At 73.4% G+C, this 19379-nt stretch carries 26 protein-coding genes; 16 read left to right on the forward strand and 10 right to left on the reverse strand.

What is annotated here, in order from left to right; all coding sequences use genetic code 11:
* Positions 1–100: 100 nt before the first annotated feature.
* The gene (hslU, locus tag ACVMLK_RS14380; protein WP_457486761.1) at positions 101–1420 is read right to left on the reverse strand and encodes an ATP-dependent protease ATPase subunit HslU; all 1320 of its coding nucleotides are present in this window, start codon (positions 1418–1420) and stop codon (positions 101–103) included.
* A 3-nt stretch (positions 1421–1423) separates the two neighbouring features.
* Positions 1424–1978, reverse strand: coding sequence for an ATP-dependent protease subunit HslV (gene hslV, locus ACVMLK_RS14385; RefSeq protein ID WP_198367016.1), 555 nt, complete (start codon positions 1976–1978; stop codon positions 1424–1426).
* Between the two features lie 122 nt (positions 1979–2100).
* Between hslV and hisB the strand changes: the two genes are divergently transcribed.
* Genes hisB through hisA form a run of 5 tightly spaced genes read left to right on the forward strand, consistent with a single transcriptional unit; the run spans position 2101 to position 5147 of the window.
* On the forward strand, positions 2101–2706 hold the full coding sequence (gene hisB, locus ACVMLK_RS14390; protein ID WP_198367017.1) for an imidazoleglycerol-phosphate dehydratase HisB: 606 nt from the start codon (positions 2101–2103) through the stop codon (positions 2704–2706).
* On the forward strand, positions 2706–3155 hold the full coding sequence (locus tag ACVMLK_RS14395; protein ID WP_198367018.1) for a DUF2628 domain-containing protein: 450 nt from the start codon (positions 2706–2708) through the stop codon (positions 3153–3155). Before hisB ends, ACVMLK_RS14395 begins: the two co-directional genes overlap by 1 nt.
* On the forward strand, positions 3152–3805 hold the full coding sequence (gene hisH, locus ACVMLK_RS14400; RefSeq protein WP_198367019.1) for an imidazole glycerol phosphate synthase subunit HisH: 654 nt from the start codon (positions 3152–3154) through the stop codon (positions 3803–3805). The genes ACVMLK_RS14395 and hisH overlap by 4 nt, the downstream gene beginning before the upstream one ends.
* On the forward strand, positions 3805–4386 hold the full coding sequence (locus tag ACVMLK_RS14405; protein ID WP_198367020.1) for a GNAT family N-acetyltransferase: 582 nt from the start codon (positions 3805–3807) through the stop codon (positions 4384–4386). The genes hisH and ACVMLK_RS14405 overlap by 1 nt, the downstream gene beginning before the upstream one ends.
* A 38-nt stretch (positions 4387–4424) precedes the next feature.
* Complete coding sequence (hisA, locus tag ACVMLK_RS14410; protein ID WP_422922343.1) at positions 4425–5147, forward strand: 1-(5-phosphoribosyl)-5-[(5-phosphoribosylamino)methylideneamino]imidazole-4-carboxamide isomerase; 723 nt, start codon at positions 4425–4427, stop codon at positions 5145–5147.
* 42 nt (positions 5148–5189) lie between these two features.
* Here hisA and ACVMLK_RS14415 read toward each other — a convergent pair whose 3' ends face one another.
* From ACVMLK_RS14415 to ACVMLK_RS14435, 5 genes are all read right to left on the reverse strand, one after another.
* On the reverse strand, positions 5190–5780 hold the full coding sequence (locus ACVMLK_RS14415; RefSeq protein WP_198367022.1) for a malonic semialdehyde reductase: 591 nt from the start codon (positions 5778–5780) through the stop codon (positions 5190–5192).
* Between the two features lie 107 nt (positions 5781–5887).
* Positions 5888–6451: a NifU family protein gene (locus ACVMLK_RS14420; protein ID WP_198367023.1), complete on the reverse strand. Its 564-nt coding sequence runs from the start codon at positions 6449–6451 to the stop codon at positions 5888–5890.
* Positions 6452–6600: 149 nt separating this feature from the next.
* Positions 6601–7080 (reverse strand): universal stress protein, encoded by a 480-nt coding sequence (locus ACVMLK_RS14425; RefSeq protein WP_198367024.1) that lies wholly within the window; start codon positions 7078–7080, stop codon positions 6601–6603.
* Positions 7081–7869, reverse strand: a complete 789-nt coding sequence (locus ACVMLK_RS14430) for a TIGR02186 family protein (protein ID WP_457486762.1) — start codon at positions 7867–7869, stop codon at positions 7081–7083.
* 14 nt (positions 7870–7883) lie between these two features.
* The gene (locus ACVMLK_RS14435) at positions 7884–8801 is read right to left on the reverse strand and encodes a sulfite exporter TauE/SafE family protein (protein WP_198367026.1); all 918 of its coding nucleotides are present in this window, start codon (positions 8799–8801) and stop codon (positions 7884–7886) included.
* Between the two features lie 145 nt (positions 8802–8946).
* On the opposite strand from ACVMLK_RS14435, the gene ACVMLK_RS14440 reads away from it, so the two are divergent.
* From ACVMLK_RS14440 to ACVMLK_RS14455, 4 genes are all read left to right on the forward strand, one after another.
* Positions 8947–10608 carry a bifunctional metallophosphatase/5'-nucleotidase gene (locus ACVMLK_RS14440; protein WP_457486763.1) on the forward strand — a complete coding sequence of 554 codons (1662 nt, stop codon included), beginning with the start codon at positions 8947–8949 and terminating at the stop codon, positions 10606–10608.
* 95 nt (positions 10609–10703) lie between these two features.
* On the forward strand, positions 10704–11462 hold the full coding sequence (locus ACVMLK_RS14445) for an amino acid ABC transporter ATP-binding protein (RefSeq protein WP_232477203.1): 759 nt from the start codon (positions 10704–10706) through the stop codon (positions 11460–11462).
* A 9-nt stretch (positions 11463–11471) separates the two neighbouring features.
* The gene (locus ACVMLK_RS14450; RefSeq protein WP_198367028.1) at positions 11472–12152 is read left to right on the forward strand and encodes an amino acid ABC transporter permease; all 681 of its coding nucleotides are present in this window, start codon (positions 11472–11474) and stop codon (positions 12150–12152) included.
* Positions 12153–12216: 64 nt separating this feature from the next.
* The gene (locus ACVMLK_RS14455) at positions 12217–12888 is read left to right on the forward strand and encodes an amino acid ABC transporter permease (RefSeq protein WP_198367029.1); all 672 of its coding nucleotides are present in this window, start codon (positions 12217–12219) and stop codon (positions 12886–12888) included.
* Between the two features lie 8 nt (positions 12889–12896).
* Here ACVMLK_RS14455 and ACVMLK_RS14460 read toward each other — a convergent pair whose 3' ends face one another.
* Positions 12897–13247 carry a Rieske (2Fe-2S) protein gene (locus ACVMLK_RS14460; RefSeq protein ID WP_457486764.1) on the reverse strand — a complete coding sequence of 117 codons (351 nt, stop codon included), beginning with the start codon at positions 13245–13247 and terminating at the stop codon, positions 12897–12899.
* A gap of 65 nt (positions 13248–13312) precedes the next feature.
* Between ACVMLK_RS14460 and ACVMLK_RS14465 the strand changes: the two genes are divergently transcribed.
* Positions 13313–13795, forward strand: coding sequence for a hypothetical protein (locus ACVMLK_RS14465; RefSeq protein ID WP_457486765.1), 483 nt, complete (start codon positions 13313–13315; stop codon positions 13793–13795).
* 22 nt (positions 13796–13817) lie between these two features.
* Here the strand turns inward: ACVMLK_RS14465 and ACVMLK_RS14470 are convergent, their stop codons facing one another.
* Together ACVMLK_RS14470 and ACVMLK_RS14475 are read right to left on the reverse strand one after the other, a co-directional pair.
* Complete coding sequence (locus tag ACVMLK_RS14470; protein ID WP_457486766.1) at positions 13818–14246, reverse strand: EVE domain-containing protein; 429 nt, start codon at positions 14244–14246, stop codon at positions 13818–13820.
* 12 nt (positions 14247–14258) lie between these two features.
* On the reverse strand, positions 14259–14552 hold the full coding sequence (locus ACVMLK_RS14475; RefSeq protein ID WP_457486767.1) for a YciI family protein: 294 nt from the start codon (positions 14550–14552) through the stop codon (positions 14259–14261).
* 219 nt (positions 14553–14771) lie between these two features.
* On the opposite strand from ACVMLK_RS14475, the gene ACVMLK_RS14480 reads away from it, so the two are divergent.
* The 6 genes from ACVMLK_RS14480 to ACVMLK_RS14505 are packed head-to-tail and all read left to right on the forward strand — an operon-like array spanning position 14772 to position 19337.
* Positions 14772–15566 carry a heme ABC transporter permease gene (locus ACVMLK_RS14480; protein ID WP_370592020.1) on the forward strand — a complete coding sequence of 265 codons (795 nt, stop codon included), beginning with the start codon at positions 14772–14774 and terminating at the stop codon, positions 15564–15566.
* Complete coding sequence (locus tag ACVMLK_RS14485; RefSeq protein ID WP_198367035.1) at positions 15563–15709, forward strand: hypothetical protein; 147 nt, start codon at positions 15563–15565, stop codon at positions 15707–15709. Before ACVMLK_RS14480 ends, ACVMLK_RS14485 begins: the two co-directional genes overlap by 4 nt.
* Before the next feature lie 47 nt (positions 15710–15756).
* Positions 15757–16326 (forward strand): cytochrome c maturation protein CcmE, encoded by a 570-nt coding sequence (gene ccmE / locus ACVMLK_RS14490; protein ID WP_422924733.1) that lies wholly within the window; start codon positions 15757–15759, stop codon positions 16324–16326.
* Positions 16323–18281 carry a heme lyase CcmF/NrfE family subunit gene (locus tag ACVMLK_RS14495; RefSeq protein ID WP_198367036.1) on the forward strand — a complete coding sequence of 653 codons (1959 nt, stop codon included), beginning with the start codon at positions 16323–16325 and terminating at the stop codon, positions 18279–18281. Before ccmE ends, ACVMLK_RS14495 begins: the two co-directional genes overlap by 4 nt.
* A 25-nt stretch (positions 18282–18306) precedes the next feature.
* Complete coding sequence (locus ACVMLK_RS14500) at positions 18307–18858, forward strand: DsbE family thiol:disulfide interchange protein (protein ID WP_198367037.1); 552 nt, start codon at positions 18307–18309, stop codon at positions 18856–18858.
* Complete coding sequence (locus ACVMLK_RS14505; RefSeq protein ID WP_198367038.1) at positions 18858–19337, forward strand: cytochrome c-type biogenesis protein; 480 nt, start codon at positions 18858–18860, stop codon at positions 19335–19337. The genes ACVMLK_RS14500 and ACVMLK_RS14505 overlap by 1 nt, the downstream gene beginning before the upstream one ends.
* The last annotated feature ends 42 nt before the right edge of the window (positions 19338–19379 follow it).

Below are 19379 nucleotides of genomic sequence, written 5' to 3' on the forward strand. Positions count from 1 at the left end.
CACCCGCCGCGCCTCGGCCAGCTCCGCCTCGGCCTCGGCGGGCAGGGGGAGGGGCACGGGCAGGGACGCGGGGAGGGTCTCGGTCATCAGGGCCTTCGGGTCACAGGATGAAGCGGCTGAGATCGGCGCTGGCGGCCAGCGGCGCGACCTTCTCCTTCACATACGCGGCGTCGACCCGGACGGTTTCGCCCTGCCGGTCGCTGGCGGTGAAGGAGACCTCCTCCAGCAGCTTCTCCAGCACCGTCGCCAGCCGCCGGGCGCCGATGTTCTCGACCCGCGCGTTGATCTCGGCGGCGAGATCGGCGATCGCGTCGACCGCGTCGGCCGTCAGGTCCAGCGTCACGCCCTCGGTGCCGAGCAGCGCCACGTACTGCTTCGCCAGGGAATGCTCCGGCTCGGTCAGGATGCGGCGGAAGTCGTCCCGCGTCAGCGCGCCGAGCTCGACGCGGATCGGCAGGCGGCCCTGCAGCTCCGGCAGCAGGTCGGAAGGCTTGGCGATGTGGAAGGCGCCGGAGGCGATGAACAGGATATGGTCGGTCTTCACCGGGCCGTGCTTGGTGGCGACGGTGGTGCCCTCGATCAGCGGCAGCAGGTCGCGCTGCACGCCCTCGCGGCTGACGTCGCCGCCGCGGAAGCCCTCGCCGGTGCGGGCGCAGACCTTGTCGATCTCGTCGACGAAGACGATGCCGTTGTTCTCGACATGGGCGACCGCGTCGCGGGTCAGCTTCTCCTGGTCGAGCAGCCGGTCGGCCTCGTCCTGGATCAGCGCCGCGCGGGCCTCGGCGACGCGCAGCTTGCGCGCCTTCGCCTGGCGGCCGAACATCTTGCCCATCATCTCCTGGATGTTGGCCATCTGCCCCGGCGGCATGCCCGGCATGTCCATCATCCCGATCGGCGTCGAGCCGGTCTCGGCGACCTGCACCTCGACCTCCTTCTCCTCCAGCTGGCCCTCGCGCAGCATGCGGCGGAACTTCATCCGCGTCTCACCCGAGGCGCCCTCGCCGACCAGGGCGGTGATCAGCCGCTCCTCGGCGGAGAGTTCCGCCTTGGCCTGCACCTCCTTGCGGCTGGCCTCGCGCGTGCGGGTGATGGAGACCTCGACGAGGTCGCGGATGATGCTGTCCACGTCGCGGCCGACATAGCCGACCTCGGTGAACTTGGTGGCCTCGACCTTGACGAAGGGGGCGTCCGCCAGCTTGGCGAGCCGCCGGGCGATCTCGGTCTTGCCGCAGCCGGTCGGCCCGATCATCAGGATGTTCTTCGGCACCACTTCCTCGCGGATGCCCTCGGGAAGCTGCTGCCGGCGCCAGCGGTTGCGCAGCGCGATGGCGACGGCGCGCTTGGCCTCATGCTGGCCGATGATGAAGCGGTCCAGCTCCGAGACGATCTCGCGCGGGGAGAGGTTGACGGTGTCGTTCATGGCTCAGAGCGTCTCCACGACCATGCGGCCATTGGTGTAGACGCAGATCTCGGCGGCGATGCCCATCGCCTTGCGGGCGATCTGCTCGGCCGTCATGCCGTCCACGTCGATCAGGGCGCGGGCGGCGGCCAGCGCGTAGTTGCCACCGGAGCCGATGCCGATGATGGAATCCTCGGGCTCCAGCACGTCGCCATTGCCGGTGATCAGCAGGGAGCGGTCCTTGTCGGCCACCGCCAGCAGCGCCTCGAGCCGGCGCAGGTAGCGGTCGGTGCGCCAGTCCTTGGCCAGCTCCACCGCCGCGCGCTCCAGCTGGTCGGGGAAGCGTTCCAGCTTGGCCTCCAGGCGCTCCAGCAGGGTGAAGGCATCGGCGGTGGCGCCGGCGAAACCGGTCACCACCTTGCCGCCGGCGATGCGGCGGACCTTGCGGGCGTTGTTCTTGACCACAGTCTGGCCCATGGAGACCTGACCGTCGCCGGCCATGGCCACCTGTCCGTCCTTGCGGACGCAGAGGATGGTGGTGCCATGCCAGCCCAGGGGATCGTGAGTCGTCGCGTTCATGCGCAGCAGATGGCATCGCGGTGGCGGCGCAACAAGCGGCCGGCCCCGGAACCCGCCCACCCCGCCGCTGCCCCCCGCTCTCCCCCCTGGGCAATCTCCCGCCCCCGGTCTAGGAAGCCCCCATGTCGCCCGCGCCCCGCACCGCCGAGATCACCCGCCAGACCAGCGAGACCGAGATCCGCCTCCGCCTCGACCTGGACGGGACCGGGCAGGGGCGCATCGCCACCGGGATCGGCTTCCTCGACCACATGCTGACGGCGCTCAGCCGCCACAGCCTGATCGACCTCGAGGTGGCGGCGAAGGGCGACCTGCACATCGACTTCCACCACACCACGGAGGATGTCGGCATCGTGCTCGGCCAGGCGTTGCGGCGGGCGCTCGGCGAGAAGCGCGGCATCCGCCGCTACGGCCACGCCGTGGTGCCGATGGACGAGGCGCTGGCCGAGGCCGCCATCGACATCTCCGGCCGCCCCTTCCTGGCCTGGAGCGTGCGCTTCCCGCGCGACAAGGTGGGCGAGATGGACACCGAGCTGTTCGAGGAGTTCTTCCGCGCCTTCGCCATGCAGTCCGGCCTGACGCTGCACATCGTGCAGCGCGCCGGGACCAACGCGCACCACATCGCCGAGGGCGTGTTCAAGGCGGTGGCGCGGGCGCTGCGGCAGGCGGTGGAGCCGGACCCGCGCATGGCCGGCGCGATTCCCTCCACCAAGGGCGTGCTGGAGGGCTGATGCGCGCCTGGACCGTCCACGCCCCGTTGCCGCCCGCCCCCGCGCCGCGCGCCTCGGTGCCGCCGGCGGGGGCCATGCCGGTGGGGGCCATGCCGGAGGCGCCGCCCCGCCGCGGCCGGCTGGTGCTGGTGCCGGAAGGCTTCTCCTGGCTCGCGGCGCTGCTGCCGCCGCTGTGGTTCCTGATGCACCGGCTCTGGCTGGTGCTGCTGCTCTGGCTGGCCCTCGCCGTGCTGGCGGCGGTGCTGTTGCCGGCCGCCGTCACGCCCTATGTCCTGATCGCGGCGCAGATCCTGATCGGCCTGCAGGCACAGGATCTGCGGCGCTGGAGCCTGGCGCGGCGCGGCCTGCCGGTCGCCGCCGTGGTGCTGGGCGGCGATGAGGAAGCGGCGCTGCTGCGCGCGCTGGACCGCCGGCCGGAGCTGGCGGCGGTGGAAGGAGGCCGGGCATGAGGGTTGCGGTGGTCGATCCGGGTTCGGGCAACCTGGCCTCGGTGCTGCGCGCCCTGCACCGCGCCGCGCGCGATGGCGGGATCGCGGCCGAGATCGCCGTGGAGGACAGGGCAGAGGCGGTGGCGCGGGCCGACCGCGTCGTCCTGCCGGGGCAGGGTGCCTTCGCCGCCTGCCGCCGGGGCCTGGACGCCATGCCGGGCATGGTCGAGGCGGTGGAGGCGGCGGTGCTGCGGCGCGGCGTGCCCTTCCTCGGCATCTGCGTCGGCATGCAGCTGATGGCCGAGCACGGGCTGGAGCATGGCGTGACGCCGGGCCTCGGCTGGATCGGCGGCGATGTGGCGCCGATCGACCCGCGCGATGCCGCGGGCGCGCCCCTGCCCCTGCCGCAGATGGGCTGGAACGCGCTCCGCTTCGCGCCGGGGGCCCATCCGGTCCTGGCCGGGCTGGCGCCGGGCGACCACGCCTATTTCGTTCATTCCTACGCCCTGGCCGGCGGCCGGCCGGAGGAGATCCTGGCCACCGCCGATTACGGCGGACCCGTGGTCGCCGTCGCCGGGCGCGACAACATGGTCGGCACCCAGTTCCATGTCGAGAAGAGCCAGTTCACCGGCCTGCGCATGCTGGCCAACTTCCTGGCCTGGTCCCCGTGATGTCGCGGCGTGAGCATGCCCTGGAGGTCGAGCGGGCCGAGGCGCTGGACGAGGCGGAGCTGGCCGATCTCTGCGAGGCGACGGATGCCGCCATCATCGAGGGCGGCGGCTTCGGCTGGATCGAGCCGCAGGGGCGCGAGGCGCTGACGCGGCATTTCCGCGGCGTGCTGCTGGTGCCGGCCATCTCCCTCTTCGTCGCCCGGCTGGACGGCGTGCCGGTGGGCTCGGCGCAGCTCATCCGTCCGCCGCGCAACAACGAGGCGCAGGCCTTCAGCGCGCATCTGACCCATGCCTATATCGCCCCCTATGCGCGCGGCCACGGCCTGGCGCGGCTGCTGGTGCGGCGGGTGGAGGAGCATGCGGCGGCCCTCGGCCACCGGGTGCTGAACCTCGACGTGCGCGAGACCCAGGCCACCGCCATCGCCCTCTTCGAGGGGCTGGGCTATATCCGCTGGGGCACCCATCCGGCCTATGCCCGGGTGCGGGGCCAGACGGTGGCGGGGCACTATTACCACAAGCTGCTGGAAGCGCCCCGCGGCCGGCCGCTCGACATCCGCAGCGAGCGGGACCGCGGCGAGTGACGCGCCCCGCCGCCTCCGGCCCGCCACCAGGAGCCAGCATGGCCTTCACCCTCTACCCCGCGATCGACCTCAAGGCCGGCCAGGTGGTACGCCTGAAGCGCGGCGACATGGCCCAGGCCACGATTTACGGCGATCCGGGAGGGCAGGCGCGGGCCTTCGACGAGGCCGGCTTCGAATGGCTGCATGTCGTCGACCTGGACGGCGCCTTCGCCGGCCGCCCGGCCAATGCCGAGGCGGTGGCCAATATCCTGGCGCACACCTCCCGCCCCGTGCAGCTCGGCGGCGGCATCCGCGACATGACGACGGTCGAGGCCTGGCTGGCGCGCGGCATCAGCCGCGTCATCCTCGGCTCGGCGGCGGTCAAGGATCCGGACTTCGCCCGCGCCGCCTGCCAGGCCTTCCCCGGCCGGGTCGCCGTCGGCATCGACGCGCGGGACGGGATGGTGGCCACCGAGGGCTGGGCCGAGGTGAGCAGCGTCTCCGCCCTCGATCTCGCCCTGTCCTTCGAGGATGCCGGGGCGGCCGCCATCATCCACACGGACATCGAACGGGACGGCATGCTGGGCGGGGTGAACGTGACGGCGACGGCGGAGCTGGCGCGCCGCCTCTCCACCCCGGTCATCGCCTCCGGCGGCGTGGCGGGGCTCGCCGATATCGCGGCGCTGAAGGCGACGGGCTGTGTCGCCGGCACCATCATCGGGCGGGCGCTGTATGACGGGCGGCTGGACGCCGCCGAGGCTCTGGCGGCGGCGCGCGGCTGAAACCGCCCGCCGGGCCAGGGCGCCTGCCCGAGGGGACGGCCGTCAGGCCAGGTCCGCCACCTCGTCGAAGGCCAGGCGCGGCAGGCGGTCGAACAGGCCGCTCTCGTCGCCATAGCCCAGATTGACCAGGAAGTTCGACTTCCAGCCGGTGCCGGCCAGGAAGGCCTCGTCCACCTTGGCGTTGTCGAAGCCGCTCATCGCGCCCGCATCCAGGCCGAGCGCGCGCGCCGCCAGGATCAGGTAGGCGCCCTGCAAGGAGGCGTTGCGGAAGGCGGTGGCCTCCGCGAAGGCCTCGCTGCCGGTGAACCACGACTTGGCGTCGGCATGCGGGAAGAGCACCGGAAGCTTGTCGTAGAAGCGGCTGTCCCAGGCGACGATCACCGTCACCGGCGCGGTCATGGTCTTCTCGAGGTTGCCGGCGGAGAGGGCAGGGCGCAGCTTCTCCTTGCCCTCCCGCGTGCGGATGAAGACGAAGCGTGCCGGGCTGGAGTTGGCGCTGGTGGGGCCCATCTTCAGCAGATCGTAGAGCTCGCGCAGCGTCTCGTCGGACACCGCGCGCTCCTGCCACCTGTTGTGGGTGCGGGCGGTACGGAACAGCTGGTCCAGGGCGTGGGAGTCAAGTTTCTCGGCCATCGGGCAGTCACTCCTGTTGCATCGCAGCAGGATGCCCGCCGCCGGCCGGCGCGCAAGCCCCGCCGGCCAGGGTCAGCCTGGCGAAAAACGCCGGGCGGGGCGGCGCCTCAGCCCTCGACCTGCTCCACCGCGACCACCTCGGGCACGTAGTGGCGCAGCATGTTCTCAACACCGTGCTTCAGCGTGGCGCGGGAGGAGGGGCAGCCGGAGCAGGCGCCCTGCAGGTGCAGCCGGACGATGCCGTCCCGGAAGCCGCGGAAGACGATGTCGCCGCCATCGCCGGCCACCGCCGGGCGCACCCGCGTGTCCAGCAGCTCCTTGATCTGCGCGACGATCTCGGCATCGGCCGGGTCACTGTCCTCCAGCGCCGCCTCGCCCTCGGCCTCCAGCACCACCGGCCGGCCGGCCATGTAGTGCTCCATGACGGCGCCCAGAACCTGCGGCTTCAGCGCCTGCCAGTCGATCGCATCGGTCTTGGTGACGGTGACGAAATCGGCGCCCAGGAAGACGCGCGCGACGCCCTCGAGGCTGAAGAGCCGCTCGGCCAGCGGGCTGCGCGCCGCGCCGTCGGGGCTGATGAAATCCGCCGTGCCGCGCGCGCCCATCACGTCCTGCCCGGGCAGGAACTTCAGCGTGGCGGGATTCGGGGTGGCTTCGGTCTCGATGAACATCGGTCTCGGCTTTTCCGTGCTGCGGCGTCGGGGTTCCTCGCCCGGATGTGGGCGATGGCGCGGGATTGCGCAAGCGGCGAGCCATTCCGCCGCCTCATGCCAGGCACGGAATGCCCAGGCGCACGGGAGGCCAGGTCAAGGGCGCGCGCTCAGGTCACGCGGCTGAGCTCGGCCTCGTCGAGATTGCCGGGAACGATGGTCAGCGGCACCCGCAGGCGCGGCGCGTAGCGGCCGATCAGGGCGCTGATCAGCGGGCCGGGCCCGCCGCCCGAGGTGGCGCTGGCCAGCACCAGGATGGAGATGCGCGGATCCTCCTCCAGCAGGGCCAGCAGCTCGTCGCGCGGATCGCCCTCGCGGATCAGCAGGATCGGCAGGCCGCCGGTGATCTCCTGCACCTCGGCGGCCAGCGCCGAGAGCAGCTTCTCGGCCTCGTCGCGCCGCTCCTCCTGCAGCATGGCCCCGACGCCGGCCCATTCGACCGTCCCCTCCTCCTCGATCACCCGCAGCAGGGCGACACGGCCGCCGCCGTTGCGGGCACGCAGGCAGGCATAGCGCAGGGCGATCTGGCGCTCCGGGCTGTCATCGACGACGACCAGGAAAACGCGGTCCCGGCGTGCGGCTTCGGGCATTCATCCCCTCCGGAAGAGCACGCTTCCCAGCCATCCGGCGAGGGCCGCGAGCAGGATGCAGGCCAGCCCGTATATCACCGGATCCTGCTCCGCGACATCGGCGATGCGCGCGGCGGCGCCGACCCGCTCGACCCGGAAGCCGAGCTCCTGCCGCGCCATCACGCGGCCATCCCGCACCAGCAGCACCTCGACGCGGAAATCGCCGGTGGCGACGGTGGCCGGCAGGGGCAGGCGGGCGCGGAACAGGCGGGCGCCCGAGATCTGGATCGCCTCGTCCTCCTCGTGCCACAGCATGGCGTCCTGCTTCAGCCGCAGCAGCGCCTCGTGATAGGCGGGGTCCTGCACGCCGGTCGAGGCGAGCGGCAGGTTGTCGAGGCCGAGTCGCTTGGCGGCGCGCTCCTCCTCGCTCAGCAGCTCGCGCAGCGGGCGGGTGCCGGTCAGCAGGTAGAAGCCCGGCACCTGGCGGAAGCGGGCCGAGGGGCCGTTGATCCAGAAGCCCAGCACATTGACGCGCCGGCGCACCACCATGGGCTCCGGCGGGCTTTGCGCCACCACCAGGATGTCGTCGCCGCCCGGGCCGAGCAGCCGCTCGGTGGCGCCGAAGACCAGCACGTCGGTGCCGCTGAAGCCGGTGGAGATCTCGACCCGCGTCTGCGACAGCTCCGCCACCAGGGGCGGGCGCGCCTGCGCCGGCTGCTGCGGCGGGGCGGGCGGCGGCGGGGGCAGGGGCAGGGGCTGCGCCGGGGCCGGCCCGTCCGGCAGGAGGAGGGCCGCGAGCAGCAGGGTCATGGCCCGCCAGCGCCTCATGACGGGATCGGCCCGATGGCGAAGAGGCTGTCCGGCGTCGCCACCAGGCCCCAGAGCAGGCTGAGCGCCACGCCCAGCACCAGCAGGCCGAGCAGGAAGCGCGTCTCCTCGCCGCGCAGCCGCGTGCCCATCGAGGCGCCGAACTGCGCCCCGGCCACGCCGCCCACCAGCAGCAGCAGGGTCAGCACGATGTCGACGCTGCCGGTCGAGACGGCCTGCAGCAGCGTGACATTAGCGGCCACGAAGACGACCTGGAACAGCGAGGTGCCGATCACCACCGCCGTCGGCATGCCGAGCAGGTAGATCATCGCGGGGACCAGCATGAAGCCGCCGCCGACCCCCATCACGGCCGAGAGCACGCCGATCATCAGGCCGATCAGCAGGGGCGGGATGACCGAGATGTAGAGGCGCGACTTGCGGAAGCGCAGCTTGAAGGGAAGGCCGTGCATCCAGAGATGCGCGTGCAGCCGGGCCGGCGCGGTGCCGCGCCGGCGGCGGCGCAGGATGGCACGCACGCTCTCCCGCACCATCAGCCCGCCGACGCTGCCGAGCACGACCACGTAGAAGACGGCGACGGCGAGATCCACCTGCCCCTGGCGCCGCAACCAGGCGAAGAGCTGCACGCCGAGCGCCGAGCCGACGAAGCCGCCGGCCAGCAGCACCAGCCCCATGCGCGGATCGACATTGCCGCGGCGCCACTGCGCGATCAGGCCGGAGACCGAGGCGCCAAGGGTCTGGTTGGCGCCCGAGGCGACCGCCACCGGCGCCGGGATGCCGATGAGGATCAGCAGCGGCGTCAGCAGGAAGCCGCCGCCGACGCCGAACAGGCCGGAAAGCCAGCCCACGCCGAAGCCGATGCCGAGCAGCAGCAGGGCATCGACCGACATCTCGGCGATGGGCAGGTAGACCTGCATCGCAATTCCAGTCTCACGTCAGGCGCAGGGCGGCGGCCATGCCGGATCGACGCGGCCGCCGTCATGCAAGGGACATTCGGAATAAGGCAAGTCTTGGGCTAAAGCTGAGGCGAAGGACGGCAAAGCGACCCCAACCGGAAATTTTATGGCCATGCGTCATTTCCGCACCACCCGCCGGGCCCTGCTGGCCGGCGGTCTGGCCCTGCCCGCCTTCGGCCTGCCCCCTCTCGGCCTCCCCCCTCTCGGCCTCCCCCCTCTCGGCCTCCCCGGCCTGCGCCGCGCCGCGGCGGAAACCGCCGGGCGCCTCACCCTGCTGCATCTGAACGACGTCCATGCCCGGCATGACGGGCAGCAGGCCTCGGGCGCCGCCTGCCAGGAGGGCCGCCCCTGCCTCGGCGGCAGCGCGCGGATGGCCACCGCCCTGGCCGTGGCGCGGCGCGCGGCGGAAGCCGACGGCCGGGCCGTGCTGCATCTCGATGCCGGGGACCAGTTCACCGGCAGCCTCTATCACACCGCGCATCGCGGCCTGGCCGAGGCGGCGGTGCAGCGTGCCACCGGCTGCCAGGCCATGGCGCTCGGCAACCACGAGTTCGACCACGGCCCGCTGACGCTCGCCGCCTATGCCGCGGCGGTGGACTTCCCCCTGCTCTCGGCCAATCTGGACATGGCGCGCGAGCCGGCCCTGGCGGCCCGCATCCGCGGCCATGTGGCCTTCCGGCGCGGCGGCCTGCGGATCGGCGTCATCGGCCTCACCACCGAGACCACGCCGCAGGCCTCCAGCCCGGGCCCGGGCCTGCGCTTCACCGAGGCGGCGGAGGCCGCCCTGCGCGAGATCGCCGCCATCCGCGCCGGCGGGCCGGCGACGATCCTGGTGCTGTCGCATCTCGGCCTCGCCGCCGACCGCGCGCTCGCCGCCGCCGTGCCCGGCATCGACGCCATCATCGGCGGCCATTCCCATACGCTGCTGGCCGATGGCCTGCCCGGCGCCGAGGGGCCGCATCCGCTGGTGGTGGAGGGGCGCGACCGCGCCGTGCGCATCGTCCAGGCCGGCGCCTATGGCCGCTGGCTCGGCCGGCTCGACCTGGACCTGGGCGCCGATGGCCGGGTCGCCGGACATGGCGGCATGGTGCGGGCGGTGGACGAGTCGCTGGCGCCGGACCCGGCCGTGGCCGCGCTGGTCGCGGAATACGGCGCGCCGCTGGCGGCGCTGCGCGCGCGCGCCGTGGGGCCGGGCGCGCCGGGCCTCTCACCCGCGGGGTGCCGCCAGGGCGAATGCCGCCTCGGCAACCTGCTGGCCGACGCCATGCTGGCGGCGGCGCCGGGGGCGGACGCCGCCCTGACCAATGGCGGCGGGCTGCGCGCCGGCCTGCCGGAGAGGGTGGTGAGCTGGGGCGCGCTGCTCGAGATGCTGCCCTTCGGCAACACGCTCTCGGTCGTCACCCTGCGCGGCGCCGACCTGTGGGCGGCACTGGAGGCGGGGCTGGCGCGCGCGCACGAGAATGGCGGCGGCTTTCCGCAGGTGGCGGGGATGCGGCTGCGCTGGCGGCCCGGCGCGCCACCGGGGGAGCGACTGGCCTCGGTCGAGGTCGGCGGCGCGCCGTGGCGGCCGGAGGCTGCCTACCGCATCGTCACCAACGACTTCCTGCGGCGCGGCGGCGATGGCTACGCGGCGCTGCGCGACGCCCCGCTGGCCGTGCTCGACAACGGCCGGCCGCTGGAGGAGGCGCTGGCGGACTGGCTGCGGCGGCAGGGCGCCGCCCGTACCCGGCTGGAGGGGCGCATCACGGAGGCCGGCCCGCCGCCCTGACCGGAATCCTGGCGCGGAAATTGCATACCGATACTTTTGCCAGCCTGCCCAGCCTGCCCTATAGGCGCCCAGCCGAGAAGCCGAGGAATGCGCCGATGTCTTCATCCCCCCCCGCGCCGCGCCCGATCGTCGATGCGCGCGGCCTCTGGAAGCGGTTCGGCTCGCTCACGGTGCTCAAGGGCGTCGACCTCGCGGTGGCGGAGCGCGAGCTGGTCTTCATCATCGGCCCCTCGGGCTCCGGCAAGTCCACCCTGCTGCGCTGCCTGAACCGGCTGGAGGAGCCGAGCGACGGCTCGATCCATATTGACGGCATCGAGTTGCTGAACCCCAGGACGGACATCAACGCCGCCCGGCGCCGCATCGGCATGGTCTTCCAGAGCTTCAACCTCTACCCGCACATGACGGCGCGGCAGAACGTCATGCTGGCGCTGCGCAGGGTGCTGGGGAAGAGCAGGGCGGAGGCGGCGGAGCTCGCCGGCCGCGCGCTGGAGCGCGTCGGCCTCGGCGAGCGGACGGACCATTATCCGGCGCAGCTCTCGGGCGGGCAGCAGCAGCGGGTCGCCATCGCCCGGGCCATCGCGCTGGAGCCGCGCGTCATGCTGTTCGACGAGCCGACCAGCGCGCTCGACCCCGAGCTGGTGGGCGGCGTGCTGGCGGTGATGCGCGAGCTGCGCGAGAGCGGCATGACCATGGTGGTGGTCAGCCACGAGATGGCCTTCGCCCGCGCCGCCGCCGACCGCGTGGTGTTCATGGCCGATGGCCAGAAGCTGGAGGAGGGGCCGCCGGCGCAGATCTTCGGCGACCCGCAGCACGAGCGCACCCGCGCCTTCATCCGCCAGATCGACCGGCACTGAGACGCGGCGATGGGCGGGCTCGACAACTTCCTTTTCTCCTTCTTCAACCTCAAGGTCATGGCGACCTACCTGCCGCAGATCGCGCAGGGGCTCGGCCTGACCGTCCTGCTGGCGCTGCTGATCGTCGTCTCGGGCCTGGCGCTGGGGCTGCTGCTCGCACTGCTGCGCAGCCTGGCCATCCGTCCGCTGAACTGGCTGATCATCTTCACGGTGGACCTGTTCCGCGCCCTGCCGCCGCTGGTCATCATCGTGCTGCTCTTCTTCGGTCTGCCGGCGGCGGGGCTGTCCATCTCGGGCTTCGCCGCGACATGGCTGTCGCTGACCCTGGTGCTGGCCGCCTTCGCCGAGGAGATCTTCTGGGCCGGCATCACCGCCGTGCCGAAGGGGCAGTGGGAGGCGGCGCGCTCCACCGGCCTCGGCTTCGCGCAGACGCTCGGCCATGTCGTGCTGCCGCAGGCGCTGCGCATCACCATCCCGCCGCTGACCAACCGCACCATCGCCATCACCAAGGGCACGGCGCTCGCCTCGGTGGTCGGCGTCTCCGAGATCCTCGGCGCGGCGCAGAGCGCCATGTCCTTCTCGGCCAATCCCTCGCCGCTGACCCTCGGCGCCATCGCCTACCTGATCTTGTTCATCCCCGTCGTCGCGCTCGGCCGCTGGATCGAGACGCGCTTCGCCTGGAAGCGCTAGCCATGCGATCGCGGGCCGCGCGGCGCGGCGTGAACCTCATGAAAGAAGAAGGCTGAGCGTCGCCGTGGAAAACTTCGTCTTCGCCTTCCTGAACGCCGACATCGTCCGCGAGGCCTGGCCGATCCTGTGGCAGGGCTTCCTCTACACCCTGGCGCTCTCGGCCATCACCGTGCCGCTCGGCCTCGCGGGCGGCGTCCTGCTGGCCCTGCTGGCCACCTCCGGCCCGCGCGCGGTGCGGCTGGCGGCGGCCGGCTGGACCGACCTGTTCCGCGCCATCCCGCCGCTGGTGCTGCTGGTCTTCCTCTATGCCGGGCTGCCCTTCGCCGGCATCGACACCGGCGCCTGGGGGGCGGTGGCCATCGGCTTCTTCCTCAACACCGGCGCCTATTACGGCGAGGTGCTGCGCGCCGGCATCGAGAGCGTGCCGCGCGGCCAGATGGAGGCGGCGCGCAGCACCGGCCTCTCGCGGGGGCAGGCGCTGGCGCACGTGGTGCTGCCGCAGGCGGTGCGCAACGTGCTGCCGGACCTGGTGAGCAACACGCTGGAGGTGGTGAAGCTCACCTCCATCGCCAGCGTCGTCGCCCTGCCGGAACTGCTGTTCCAGGCGCGGCAGGCGCAGAACGCGACCTACAACGCGACGCCGATCGTGGCGGCGGCGGTGGCCTACTTCCTGCTGCTCTGGCCGCTGGTGCGGGTGATCTCGCGGCTGGAGAACAAGGCCCTGGCGGGGCGCTGAGCGGCGCCTCAGGCCCCCGCCTCGGCCGGCACCCAGATCGTCCCCTCCGCGTCGATCCGCGCCGGCACCGCCTCCAGGCTGTCCCCCGCGCAGGGGCCGGTGAGGCAGAAGCCGTCCTCGATGCGGAAGGTCGCGCCATGCACGGCGCAGACGATGCGACGCCCGGCGCCGTCGAGGAAGCGGTCCGGCATGATCTCCAGCGGCACGCCGATATGCGGGCAGGCATTCACATAGACCCGGACCTGCCCGCCCTGGCGCACCGCGAGCAGCCCCATGAAGCCGCCGGAGACGCCGGGAAACCCCCTGGCCTTGCCGTCGGCGATCTCCTCCAGGCGGCACAGCGCGCGTTCCTCGGTCATTCTCCCTCCTCCGTCGCCGGGCACGGCCGCTTCATCCCCTGTTCATCCCGGTCGCGCAAACTGGCATGGCCGAGACGGGAGATGCCGCGATGCGATGCCGGACCCACTGCGCCCTGCTGCTCGCCGGGCTGGCCCTGGCCGCGCCCCGGGCCGCCGAGGCCCAGCTCCGCCTGGACCATGAAGGCCAGGGCTATGTTCCCGGCCCGACCGGACACCAGACCGGACGCCAGGGAGGCACGCCGTGGCATTTCGAGTCCCGGGGCCTCCACGGAGGCCGCCCGGAGCACCCGGCCGGGGGCGCCCCGTGGCAGGGTGGCGCCGATGGCCGCCATCGAGGGTGGCAGGAGATCCCGCGCGACCTCCGCCGCCGGCCACCCGGCCAGGGCGCCTGGGGCCCGGGCGAGCCGGGCACCGGCCAGACCGGATCGGGGGTGCAGGTCTATGTCGATCCCGGCCCCCTGGTTCCGCCGCCGGTGCCACCGCCGGAATTTCCGCCCAGCCAGGGCACGCCCTGGTTCGGCGACCGCGAGCCGCGCCCGCGGCGCTGAGCGCCCCTCGGCCCCGCCCCCCCTAGCTCCGCCAGTCGCCCATCCGGCAGAGCACCGCCCAGTGCTCCGCCGAGACCGGCATGACCGAGAGGCGCGACTGCCGCACCAGGGCGATGCCCTCCAGCGCGGGCGTCGCCCTGATGGTCGCGAGGCCCACCGGCCGCGGCAGCGCGCCCACCGCGCGCATGTCGACGCAGACCCAGCGCGGCGCCTTGCCCTCCGGCACCGTCTCCGTGGGGTCGGGATAGGCCTCGCGGGCCACCTCGACCACGCCGACGATCTCCTTGCCGATATTGGAATGGTAGAAGAAGGCCAGGTCGCCGCGGCGCATGGCCTTCAGGTGGTTGGCGGCCTGGGCGTTGCGCACGCCGGTCCAGGGTTCCACCCCGTTCGCCACCTGCTCCTGCCAGGAGAAGGCGTCGGGCTCGCTCTTGACCAGCCAGTGCCGCACCGCCCAGCCGCCTCAGCCGACGCGCTGGCCGCCGGCATAGACCTGCCGGAAGGGGCGGATGACGGTGCGCGCGAAGAGGCTGGCCTTGGCATAGGGATCGCCGGCGGCCAGCGCCTCGGCCTCGGCCTGGTCGGCCGCCTCGACCACCAGCAGGCTGCCGCAGGGCTTGCCCTCGGCGTCGAGCAGCGGCCCGACCTGGACCAGCTTCTCGACCTGGCTGTCGAGGTACTCCAGATGCGTCGGCCGGGTGGCGAGGCGCAGCTCCAGCGCGCCCGGCTTGTCCTCGGCGAAGATGGCGAACAGCATGGTCGGATTCCCCTCCTGGGGCGCCCCCCGTCCGGCGGCGCCGCTGTATCCCTCACGTAACCGGGTGCGGCCATGGCTTCAATCCGGCGACGCCAGCGCCTAAGTCTGCCGCATCCGCCCCCCCGCACCCCCCCCTGGCTCATGGATCAGGCTTATCGTGTTGTTCGAGCGTGCGATCGGCGTTTCCGCCTCCGGCGAGGGCAGGCTAGGTTGCGCGCCGTGAGCACCCCCCTGCCCGGCCCCACCGCGGCCGCCCCGCGCCCCGCCGCGCCGCCCGGACGGGGCGCGGCGCTGCACCGCCTCGCCAATCCCGGCCGCTTCCTGCGCCTGACCGACCGCTGGCTGCCCTGGCTCTGGGCGCTCGCCGGGTTGGTGCTGGGAGCCGGCGCCGCCTGGGCGCTGGTCTTCTCGCCGCCCGACTGGCAGCAGGGCGAGACGGTGCGGATCATGTACGTGCATGTCCCCATGGCCTGGCTGGCCATGGGCGGCTATGCCGGGCTGGCCGTGCTGTCGGTGCTGTCGCTGGTCTGGCGCCATCCGCTGGCGGATCTGGTGGCGCGGGAGCTGTCGCCGGCCGGCGCCATGGTCACCGCCCTCTGCCTCGCCACCGGCAGCCTCTGGGGCCGGCCGATGTGGGGCACCTGGTGGGCCTGGGATGCGCGGATGACCTCGGTGCTGGTGCTGTTCTTCCTCTGGGTCGGCCATGCCGCCCTGGTCCGCGCCTTCGACGACGAGGAGCGCGGCGCCCGGGCCGGCGCCATCCTGGCGCTGATCGGGGCCCTGAACCTGCCGGTCATCAAGTGGAGCGTGGACTGGTTCAACACCCTTCATCAGACGGCCTCGGTCACCCGCATCGGCGCCCCGGGCCTGCATGTCGCGCTGCTCTATCCCCTGCTCACCTGCGCCCTGGGCTTCAGCCTGGCCTTCGCCGCGCTGGTGCTGGCGCGCAGCCGGGCGGCGGTGATGGAACGGCGCCTGCGGCAGGCGCAACTGGCCCGGGCGCGGCGCGCATGAGCCTGCACTGGTGGCACGTGACCCTCGCCTGGGCCCTGGCGGCGATGGGCTTCGGCGGCATGGCGGCGATGGCGGCCTGGCGCCACGCCCTGGCACGGCGGCGCCTGCGGCAGATCGAGCCGCGCCGGGAGGGGCGGGCATGAGTGGGGCGTCTTCCGGGATGTCCCCTGGAGCCTCCCCGGGCCGCGGCATGGGCGCGGCGCGGAAGAAGCGGCGGCTCTGGGTGCTGCTGCTGGCCGGCCTTGGTCTCGGCACCGCCACGGCGCTGACCCTGACCGCCTTCCAGGACAATCTGGTGTTCTTCCTGGCGCCGAGCGACATCGCCACGCGGCAGCCCGGCCCCGACCGCGCCTTCCGCCTCGGCGGCCTGGTCGAAACCGGCAGTCTGCAGCGCGGCCGGACGCCGGACGGCCGCCCCGAGGCCCGCTTCCGCGTCACCGACGGGCCGGCGACGATTCCCGTCGCCTATGTCGGCGTGTTGCCCGACCTGTTCCGCGAGGGGCAGGGCGTGGTGACGCTCGGCCGCCTCGGCCCCGACGGGCTGTTCCGCGCCAGCGAGGTTCTGGCCCGGCATGACGAGACCTACATGCCGCCGGAGGTGGCGGACGCGCTGAAGCGCAGCGGGCACTGGGACCCGGCCCGGGGCGCCCCGCCCCCCGCCGCCTCCTGGAACACGCTCAGTCCCACTGCCAGTCCCATTGGCAGCCCCATTGGCAGCCCCATTGGCAGCCCCGCCGCGGAGGCGAAGAGCGGCGGATGATCGCGGAGATCGGCCATTTCGCCCTGGCCCTGGCGCTCGCCCTGGCCCTGGCACAGGCGGTGCTGCCGTTGCTCGGCGCGCAGCGCGGCGAGGCGCGGCTGATCGCCGCCGCCGGCCCGCTGGCGGCGGGGCACCTGCTGGCGGTCGCGGCCGCCTTCGCCGCCCTGCTCTGGGCCTTCGTCACCAACGACACCAGCGTCATCAACGTGGTGCAGAACAGCCACTCGGCCAAGCCGCTGCTCTACAAGCTCTCCGGCGCCTGGGGGAACCACGAGGGCTCGATGGTGCTCTGGGTGCTGATCCTGGCGCTCTGCGGCGGGGCGGTGGCCGGCTTCGGGCGCGACCTGCCGGGGGTGCTGCGCGCCCGCGTGCTCGGCGTGCTGGGACTGGTCGCGGTGGGCTTCCTGGCCTTCATCCTGGCCACGTCCAATCCCTTCGGCCGGGTCTGGCCGCCGCCGCCGGACGGGCAGGGGCTGAACCCGATCCTGCAGGACCCCGGCCTCGCCTTCCATCCGCCGCTGCTCTACCTCGGCTATGTCGGCTATGCCGTGACCTTCGCCTTCGCCGTCGCGGCGCTGATCGAGGGGCGGGTGGATGCCGCCTGGGGGCGCTGGGTGCGGCCCTGGGCGCTGGCCGCCTGGGCCTTCCTCACCCTCGGCATCGCGCTCGGCTCCTGGTGGGCCTATTACGAGCTGGGCTGGGGCGGCTGGTGGTTCTGGGACCCGGTGGAGAACGCCTCGCTGCTGCCCTGGCTGGCCGGCACGGCGCTGCTGCACTCGGCCATCGTGGTCGAGAAGCGCGAGGCGCTGAAGGTCTGGACCGTGCTGCTGGCGCTGCTGGCCTTCGGCTTCTCGCTGCTCGGCACCTTCCTGGTGCGCTCGGGCGTGCTGAACTCGGTGCACGCCTTCGCCAACGACCCGGAGCGCGGCGTCTTCATCCTCGGCCTGCTGGTCTTCTACCTGGGCGGCGGGCTGGCGCTCTTCGCCTGGCGGGCGCCGGCCATGGCGCCGGCCGGCCTCTTCGCCCCGCTCTCGCGCGAGGGCGGGCTGGTGCTGAACAACCTGCTGCTCTGCTCGATGGCGGCGGTGGTGCTGACCGGCACGCTGTGGCCGATGTTCGCCGACCTGCTGCTCGGGCAGAAGATCTCGGTCGGGCCGCCCTTCTTCAACACCGCCATCCTGCCGCTGGCCGTGCCGCTGGTGCTGGCCATGGCGGCCGGGCCGCTGCTGCCCTGGAAGCGGGCGCAGCTCTGGCCGGTGCTGCAGCGGCTCTGGTGGGCGGCGCTGCTGGCGGCGCTGGCGGCGGCGGCCTGCCTCGCCCTCGCCGGCGCGCGGATCGGCCCGGCACTGGGCTTCGCCGCCGCCGCATGGCTGATCGGCGGCGCGCTGGCCGATGTTCTCGACCGCATCGCCCTGTTCCGCCGGCCCGCCGCCGCCTGGAGCCGGGCGCGGGGCCTGCCGCGCGCGGCCTGGGGCGCGGCCATCGCGCATGCCGGGCTCGGCGTCTCGATCCTGGGCATGGCGGGCATGGGCCTGGCCACCGACCGGCTGGCCGGCTTGCAGCCCGGGGAGAGCGTGGCGCTGGCGGGCTATGAATGGCGCCTCGACCGGGTCGAGGATGCCGTGGGGTCCAACTGGTCCGCCCGGCGCGCCACCGTGACGGTGACACGGAACGGCGCCACCGTCGCCGTGCTGGCGCCGGAGCGGCGCTTCTTCCCCGTGGCGCGGATGACCACCACCGAGGCCGCCATCCACACCACCTGGCTCGTCGACCTCTACGCCGTGCTGGGCGAGGAGCAGGAGGGCGCGGCGGTGCTGCGCCTGCACCACAACCCGCTGGCGCCCTGGATCTGGCTGGGCGCCGCCATCATGGCGCTGGGCGGCGGGCTCTCCCTCTCCGACCGGCGGGTGCGTGTCGCGGCGCCGTCGGCGAAGCGGCGGGCCGTGCCGGCATGACGCCGAGAGGAACGGACGACCACCCATGAATCGCCGCCTGCTGATGCTCGCCCCGCTCGGCCTCGTCGCGGCCGGGGGCGCCGGCTTCTACGCCATGCTGCGCGGCCTGGGCGATGGCAGCTACGACCCGCGCGGCGTGCCCTCCGCGCTGCTCGGCCGCGCGACGCCGGCCTTCAGCCTGCCGGCGCTGGAGGAGGGCGCCCCGCCGCTGACCGAGGCGGCGCTGCGCGGCCTGCCCGCGCCGGTGCTGGTGAACTTCTGGGCCAGCTGGTGCGTGCCCTGCATCGTCGAGCATCCGCAGCTGATGCGGCTGGCGCGGGAGGGGGTGACGATCCTCGGCATCAACTACAAGGACCGGCCGGCCGATGCGCGGGCCTTCCTGCAGCGCCATGGCAACCCCTTCCGCCAGCTGGCGCAGGACGCGCCGGGCCGCGTCGCCATCGACTGGGGGGTCTATGGCGTGCCGGAGAGCTATCTCATCGACCGCCAGGGCATCGTCCGCTGGCGCTGGCCGGGGCCGGTGACGCCCGAGGTGCTGGAGCAGGACATCCGCCCGCTGCTGCGGCGCCACGCCTGATGCGCCGCACCCTGTCCGCCCTGGCGCTCGCGCTCGTGCTGGCGTCCGGCCTGTCCGGCGCGGCGCGCGCCGTCGGCCTGCCCTCGGAGATGCTGCGCGACCCGGCGCAGGAGGCGCGGGCGCGGGAGATCGGGCGCGAGCTGCGCTGCCTCGTCTGCCAGAACCAGTCGATCGAGGACAGCGAGGCCGACTTGGCGCGCGACCTGCGCCGCATCGTGCGCGAGCGGGTGGCGATGGGCGAGAGCGACCGCCAGGTGATGGACTATGTCCATGACCGCTACGGCGACTTCGTGCTGCTGCGCCCGCCCGTCACCTGGGCCACGGCGCTGCTCTGGGGCATGCCGGTGCTGGCGGTCGGCGGCGGCGCGCTGGCCATCCTGCTGGTCCGCCGCCGGCGCGGCGCGGTGCCCGAGGCGCCGCCGCTGAGCGAGGCCGAGCGCGCCCGCCTCGCCGCGTTGGAGGACGAGGCGGGGCGATGATCTGGCTGCTCTTCCTGGCCGTGGCGGCGCTGGCGGTGGCGC

It is taken from the genome of Teichococcus aerofrigidensis (assembly GCF_054073225.1).

What these genes read in the sequence shown, in the direction of transcription:
- hslU (WP_457486761.1), bottom strand. Translation starts at nt 1,420, where the DNA reads ATGAACGACACCGTCAACCTCTCCCCGCGCGAGATCGTCTCGGAGCTG.
- hslV (WP_198367016.1), bottom strand. Translation starts at nt 1,978, where the DNA reads ATGAACGCGACGACTCACGATCCCCTGGGCTGGCATGGCACCACCATC.
- hisB (WP_198367017.1), top strand. Translation starts at nt 2,101, where the DNA reads ATGTCGCCCGCGCCCCGCACCGCCGAGATCACCCGCCAGACCAGCGAG.
- ACVMLK_RS14395 (WP_198367018.1), top strand. Translation starts at nt 2,706, where the DNA reads ATGCGCGCCTGGACCGTCCACGCCCCGTTGCCGCCCGCCCCCGCGCCG.
- hisH (WP_198367019.1), top strand. Translation starts at nt 3,152, where the DNA reads ATGAGGGTTGCGGTGGTCGATCCGGGTTCGGGCAACCTGGCCTCGGTG.
- ACVMLK_RS14405 (WP_198367020.1), top strand. Translation starts at nt 3,805, where the DNA reads ATGTCGCGGCGTGAGCATGCCCTGGAGGTCGAGCGGGCCGAGGCGCTG.
- hisA (WP_422922343.1), top strand. Translation starts at nt 4,425, where the DNA reads ATGGCCTTCACCCTCTACCCCGCGATCGACCTCAAGGCCGGCCAGGTG.
- ACVMLK_RS14415 (WP_198367022.1), bottom strand. Translation starts at nt 5,780, where the DNA reads ATGGCCGAGAAACTTGACTCCCACGCCCTGGACCAGCTGTTCCGTACC.
- ACVMLK_RS14420 (WP_198367023.1), bottom strand. Translation starts at nt 6,451, where the DNA reads ATGTTCATCGAGACCGAAGCCACCCCGAATCCCGCCACGCTGAAGTTC.
- ACVMLK_RS14425 (WP_198367024.1), bottom strand. Translation starts at nt 7,080, where the DNA reads ATGCCCGAAGCCGCACGCCGGGACCGCGTTTTCCTGGTCGTCGTCGAT.
- ACVMLK_RS14430 (WP_457486762.1), bottom strand. Translation starts at nt 7,869, where the DNA reads ATGACCCTGCTGCTCGCGGCCCTCCTCCTGCCGGACGGGCCGGCCCCG.
- ACVMLK_RS14435 (WP_198367026.1), bottom strand. Translation starts at nt 8,801, where the DNA reads ATGCAGGTCTACCTGCCCATCGCCGAGATGTCGGTCGATGCCCTGCTG.
- ACVMLK_RS14440 (WP_457486763.1), top strand. Translation starts at nt 8,947, where the DNA reads ATGGCCATGCGTCATTTCCGCACCACCCGCCGGGCCCTGCTGGCCGGC.
- ACVMLK_RS14445 (WP_232477203.1), top strand. Translation starts at nt 10,704, where the DNA reads ATGTCTTCATCCCCCCCCGCGCCGCGCCCGATCGTCGATGCGCGCGGC.
- ACVMLK_RS14450 (WP_198367028.1), top strand. Translation starts at nt 11,472, where the DNA reads ATGGGCGGGCTCGACAACTTCCTTTTCTCCTTCTTCAACCTCAAGGTC.
- ACVMLK_RS14460 (WP_457486764.1), bottom strand. Translation starts at nt 13,247, where the DNA reads ATGACCGAGGAACGCGCGCTGTGCCGCCTGGAGGAGATCGCCGACGGC.
- ACVMLK_RS14465 (WP_457486765.1), top strand. Translation starts at nt 13,313, where the DNA reads ATGGCCGAGACGGGAGATGCCGCGATGCGATGCCGGACCCACTGCGCC.
- ACVMLK_RS14475 (WP_457486767.1), bottom strand. Translation starts at nt 14,552, where the DNA reads ATGCTGTTCGCCATCTTCGCCGAGGACAAGCCGGGCGCGCTGGAGCTG.
- ACVMLK_RS14485 (WP_198367035.1), top strand. Translation starts at nt 15,563, where the DNA reads ATGAGCCTGCACTGGTGGCACGTGACCCTCGCCTGGGCCCTGGCGGCG.
- ccmE (WP_422924733.1), top strand. Translation starts at nt 15,757, where the DNA reads ATGGGCGCGGCGCGGAAGAAGCGGCGGCTCTGGGTGCTGCTGCTGGCC.
- ACVMLK_RS14495 (WP_198367036.1), top strand. Translation starts at nt 16,323, where the DNA reads ATGATCGCGGAGATCGGCCATTTCGCCCTGGCCCTGGCGCTCGCCCTG.
- ACVMLK_RS14500 (WP_198367037.1), top strand. Translation starts at nt 18,307, where the DNA reads ATGAATCGCCGCCTGCTGATGCTCGCCCCGCTCGGCCTCGTCGCGGCC.
- ACVMLK_RS14505 (WP_198367038.1), top strand. Translation starts at nt 18,858, where the DNA reads ATGCGCCGCACCCTGTCCGCCCTGGCGCTCGCGCTCGTGCTGGCGTCC.